The following is a 1,426-nucleotide window of genomic DNA, read 5'->3' as shown; positions in this document are numbered from 1 at the left end:
GTCGTGGTCGCGCGGACGTTGCGAAACCCTCGCCGCACCCGGGCTGGGGTGAGGCGGCGGGGCTCGGCTGGTCTTTCCCAGGGGCGGCGGAGGTCCTCGGCAAGGGGACGGGCGAGGCGGAGCTGGGTGTGGGCGGCGATGATCAGCCAGGTCCACAGGTCGGCGGTGTCGGCGTGGCGGACCTTCGGGCGGGTCCAGCCGAGTGTCTGTTTCATCAGTCGGAAGGTGTGTTCCAGGTCGAAGCGGCGGAGGAAGGCCTGCCACCAGCGGTCGACGTCCGTGCCGGTGGCGCCGGTGGCCGAGCACCACAGCCACAGGGGCTTGGGGTCGCGGTCGCCCGGCAGGCGCTCGACTTTCAGGCGGATCAACGTGCCGTGCAGGACGGGCAGTTCTTCCTTCGCGTGCTCCAGCCAGGGGCCACGGTGGGTGAGTCTCGGATGCATCCGGTCCCAGGCGGTGGCTGTGGCGGTGCCGTAGTGGGTGGTGTCCGTGGACGTGGTCACCTCGGGGGTGTGCCAGGTGTCGGGCCTGGCCAGGGCGAGGACGCCGCCGTGCCGACGAGGACGTCCGCCTCCGGGCCCAGGGCGGGGCGGCCCGGGGTCGCGGAGCATGACCCGGTCCGAGCGCAGACGCCCGAGCAGCACGAGCGGCAGGTCCTTCAGTGCGTGGGAGAGGTAGGTGACGTCGTAGCCGGAGTCCATGACGATCAGGATCTCGGGGTCTCCTGGCTTCCACTGCCCGGCGTGGATCAACCGCTCGGCAACACCGCGGAGTTGGTCCGCCGTGGCGGCGGTCGCGTCGTCGGCGGGCCCAAGGCGCACGGCGTCCAGCAGCGCGACCCAGGAGGTGCGGCCCGTTTCCAGGGCGGCGACGAAGGAATACGGCCAGCCCGGCACGAACTGGTCCTTGCTGCGGGCGCCGCGTCCGTAGACATGGCAGAACAGCCGGTCGTCGCTGGTCGGGGCATCGGGGCGGAGCCAGTTGCTCACGTCCACGGCCAGCACGATCCGCCCGTCGGCCGCTTTCGGCAGCGGCAGGCCGGCCAGCGCGCGGCGCAAACGGGCCGGCTCCGCCCAGCCCCGGTCCAGCGCCGCGTACAGGGCGCCGTGCCCACGCCGGTGCTCAACCGCCAGGGACAGCTCCACCAGCGTCTTCACCGGCCCGTCCGCACACAGCACCGCGTCCGTGAGTTCGAAGAGCGTATCCGCCCGGGCGTAAAGGCATTCGTAGAACTCGACCCGAAAGCGGGACAAGACGTCCAACGCCTCGCCTGCCGACCCTGGGACGGGGAGACTCATACGCAGCGGCCGTTCTCTCGTGCTTCGTGACTCGACATCTCGAAAGCGTGGAGAACGGCCGCCTCCGCTGTCACGCGAACGACCCCAGATCAGCAGGTCGGGTGACAGGCGAGGTAAAACGCCAAGCT

At 70.9% G+C, this 1,426-nt stretch carries 1 protein-coding gene; it reads right to left on the bottom strand.

Annotation, left to right across the window (positions count from 1 at the left end):
- Positions 1-1,298, bottom strand: a 1,298-nt coding sequence (locus tag ABZ826_RS39355; RefSeq protein WP_361459405.1) for an NF041680 family putative transposase, incomplete at its 3' end; no start/stop codon positions are given.
- Positions 1,299-1,426: the final 128 nt, after the last annotated feature.

This window comes from Streptomyces sp. NPDC047515 (genome assembly GCF_040643055.1).
Lineage (GTDB): Bacteria > Actinomycetota > Actinomycetes > Streptomycetales > Streptomycetaceae > Streptomyces.
The sequence above is the reverse complement of the archived record's forward strand: the minus strand, read 5'-3'. Positions and strand labels throughout refer to the sequence as shown.